1 pseudogene is annotated in these 3,691 nt (G+C 38.1%); it reads right to left on the reverse strand.

The annotated features are described in order from the left end of the window. Positions 1-3,691, reverse strand: a pseudogene (locus KZH69_RS00005) (hypothetical protein); the annotation flags it as partial.

Genomic DNA, 3,691 nt, shown 5'->3' on the forward strand with positions numbered 1-3,691 from the left:
TTAACGTGACCGCATTAGTTGTTTTAACTATTGTGCCTCCACTACCTTGCAAGAACACATATGTAAATGCACCGGATGTTTTAACGTTTCCAACTGTAAAAGTAACAGCACCATTAGAAACCGCAGGCGTTTCATTACAAGTAACATCACTTACTAATTGTCCTGCAACCGTAATATTTGTTACCGGTTGAACAATGTAAGACTCTTGATACGTACAACCATTGGCATCCGTAACTTTAAACAAATAAGTTCCAGGAGTTAAATTAGCAAATGTTGTTGTGGTTTGTGGTCCTCTAATAACAGGCGATGGAGCAATAGTTTCATATTGCAATGTCCCCACTCCACCTGTGTGACCTGTAATTACAACTGTTCCGTTTACTAAACAAGTTACGGGAACTGTTGTGCTAAATGTCAAATCTGTTGGTGCAACTAATGCTGGGATATTCACGCCATTTGTCAGTGTAACTATACAGCCTTTCGCGTCTTTTACATAAACATTAAATGTTGTTCCCACATATGATTGATAAGTATTGGTTGAAGAATAATTATTACCTCCATCAAAACTATAGGTATAAGGAGATGTTCCTGTACCTGGAGTAGCAGTCACAGTCACTGTAGCTGGTTGAGCAACATTTCCTGCACCACATGTCAATGGTGTAGTAATAGCTGAAGTTGCTGCCAAAACTGCTGGTTGAGTAATTGTTATTGCGACCGAAGCCAAAGTACATTTTCTAGCATTACGAACGGTCACCACATAAGTAGTTCCAGCTGCCAAACCAACAAACTCATTTAAAGTTTGGAATGAACCGGTATTTAATTGATATTCATAAGGACCTTCGCCTGCTGTAACATTTACAGTAATAGTTCCGTCAGTACCTCCATTACAACTTACATGGGTTTGTGTTGTTGTAAATACGGTAGTTGGTATTGGGTCTAAAACAAAAGTTTTTGTTGCTTGACAAACTGCTGCGTTATTTGCATCTGTAACTCTAAAAACATAAGTTCCTGCAGTAGTAGCTGTATACGGATTAGCTGCAGTTACAAAACCAGCACCTTTATTTACTTCATAAGTATAGTTAGCTGCCGGTGTCGTATTTCCACCTGTTGTACTCAAAGTAATTACCGCATCTGGAGAACCAATGCAATCTAAAGCTGTAGTTAATGCAGCGGATAACTGCAATTTAGGATATACTTTATAATTCACATTTGCTGAACACCCATTCCCGTCTTTAATCACTAAGTTATAGGTTCCAGCTGCGTTAAAAGTAAAGTTTGGCGAAGCTTGAAAAGCACTTCCATTTACACTATATGAAGCAGCACCAACAATCAAAGGATCTACAGTACCTGTAATTGAAATATTAAATGCCGTACTACCGTCATAGCAAATAGGGGCTGGTGCAGTAATTGTAGGATCTACGTCCTTAAATACAGTTACAGTAGTTTGTTTGATACAACCATACGCATCTTTAGCATAAACATAATATGGAGTTCCTCCTATAGAGCCTACTTTAGTAAAAGTATTACCAGTTACCCAACTCGGATCTGTGGCTAAAGGAAAAACTGCAGAACTTGTTACTTGATATTTATAAGGAGCTGTACCGTTTTTGGCTTGAGCCAAAATAATACCTAAATCAGTACAATTAGCCTTTTTAGTTGACGAAGCCAAAACACTTAAGTCTATAGATGATTCCAAAATATCGAAAGGCGCAGAGGCAGACTTACATCCATTAAATGCTCCTGATCCGTTTTCAATAAATTCAACATAATAACGTCCAGGAGCAAGAGTTCCTGGCGAAGGTGATGTAACGGTTTTAGGCACTCCAAAAGTAACTGGTACATTAACACTAGCACCGACAGCAACATTACTGAAAGCTTTGTAAATTCTATAATTTACAGAAGTAGTGGTAGCGTCAAAATTTGAAATAGTGAACGTTACACTTCCATTATTAGCACCTTTACATGTAACATTATTGGGTACCGTTGTTGAAGTTAATGTTGAAGCTGGTGCAATCGGAAAATCAGCACTCTTAACATAATAACAATTTGTCGTAAGGTCATGTACAACAAAAGTGTAAATTACACCTGGTGTAAGCCCTGTAAATGTTCTAACATCAGGAGTTCCTCCATCTGCAGGAAAATAAGCTGCCGGAGGAGCATAAGGAGCAACATTAGTTTGCAATATAGCAAATTCATAATTATGGCTACCAACTAATGAAACAACTTTTACCACCGCAGTACCTCCTGTAGTACAATTAGAAGTAAATGAAGAAATATCAATTGTTAAATCTGATGGAGGTGACGCTATTGTAATTTGTTTACTCAAGCTACATCCATTAGCATCGACCACGTCTACCGTATATAAACCATAATTGATAATCGTAAAAGTGTGATTCTCATTTGTAACTGCAGAAAAAGGATTACCAGCTATTACATCACCAAAATTATTCGTAATAAAATATTTGAATGGCGCTGTTCCACCAGCAACATTTCCCACAGAAATTGAACCCAAACTAGTTCCTCCCGGATTGTTACATGTAATATCCACCTTAGTCAAATCAAAAGTAATAGCTAAAGGCTGATTAATAACATAAGGAAAGGTATCTGTACATCCTTTTGCATCGGTAACCGTAATTGTATAATTACCTGCTGCTAAACCTGCTGTTTGTGTACCATAATTAGTACCGGTTGTAGTATTTAAAACATTAAACACAAAAGGCGCTAGTCCTTTAGTATTATCAACAGTAATCGTAATAGCAGCTGTAGAATCTCCATTACATTTAATGGTTTCCGTTTGTGAAACTGCAGTAATATCTGGATTTACAGGTGTTGTAATAGCAATACCTGTAGTAGTTACAGCGGTACAACCTGTTGCAGTATCAGTAACTTTAAAGGTGTAGCTTCCTGCAGTATTGCTATTAAACACATTACTTGCCATAGCGGTAAGAACACCTGCAGCTTCTTTGTACTGATATGTAAAAGGACCTGTACCTCCTGTCGCCGTCAACGTGATTTGAGCAGCCGTTGGAGCACTACATGTAATATTTTTATTTAATACTGCAGACAACGTTAATTGTGGAGCAACAATTACTGGTGCGCTATCAGCTGTACATCCGTTGCCGTCTTTTACACGAATGATATAAGAACCTGAAGTTGTTACTACAAATGTCGTTCCAGCTTGATAAGAAGCACCTGCATCAATACTATACGTTAATGTCCCTGTTCCTCCAGTTCCATTTGCTGTAATAGTATAACTGCCCACTCCCAAACATTGACCTACTGCAGAAGCAGTAATCGATGGAGTAGGATCTTTAACTATTGCAACATCTAGTTTAAAAGTACATCCATTAGCGTCTTTAACCCATACATCCCAATTGGAATTTGTAGTTGGATTTAAGTTATCCACATTGCTGGCCACATAATCTGTTGCCATTGGCGCAACACCGTCTTGTTTGAAAGCATACGTATAAGAAGCAGTTCCTCCTGCTGGAGTTACAGTCACTTTTGAAGTAGCAACATTACAGTTAGCATTAACTTTTACAACTGATGCTGACAAAGCAATTGCAGGTTGGGTAATAACCACTGTTCCATCTTTGAAACAACCCGTTGCTGTATCTGTAACTCTAACAGTATATGTACCCGATTTTACATTGGCTAATGTTAGCGTATTACCAGACTGTGTAAGCGTTCCTGT

The sequence above is a fragment of the Flavobacterium taihuense genome (assembly GCF_019351435.1).
Lineage (GTDB): Bacteria > Bacteroidota > Bacteroidia > Flavobacteriales > Flavobacteriaceae > Flavobacterium > Flavobacterium taihuense.